This window comes from Mesorhizobium sp. M4B.F.Ca.ET.214.01.1.1 (assembly GCF_004791545.1).
Taxonomy (GTDB): domain Bacteria; phylum Pseudomonadota; class Alphaproteobacteria; order Rhizobiales; family Rhizobiaceae; genus Mesorhizobium; species Mesorhizobium abyssinicae.
In genome coordinates, this window is the sequence record NZ_SRUX01000350.1 from 1 (window position 1) to 278 (window position 278).

At 61.5% G+C, this 278-nt stretch carries 1 protein-coding gene; it reads left to right on the forward strand.

Annotated features, from left to right (window positions below; translation table 11 throughout):
* On the forward strand, window positions 1–278 hold a 278-nt coding region (locus EN857_RS34535; RefSeq protein WP_245521704.1), incomplete at both ends, for an asparagine synthase-related protein.

The following is a 278-nucleotide window of genomic DNA, read 5'->3' on the forward strand; positions in this document are numbered from 1 at the left end:
CTCTGGGTCTCGAAGTCCGAGTCCCCTACTGCGACCACCGTCTCGTTGAGTATGTGTTTGGGACCCCATGGGCCTACAAGACTTTCGACAAGCGCGAAAAGAGCCTGCTGCGGGCCGCTACCGCGGACTTGCTGCCGCAGTCGGTGGTGCAGCGAGTCAAGAGCGGCTATCCGGCTATTCAGGACCCGACCTACAACACGATGCTGCGCGAGCGGTTCACCGCGCTGCTCGATGACCGCAATGCGACAGTGGCACCATTACTGTCCGTTGACGGCTCC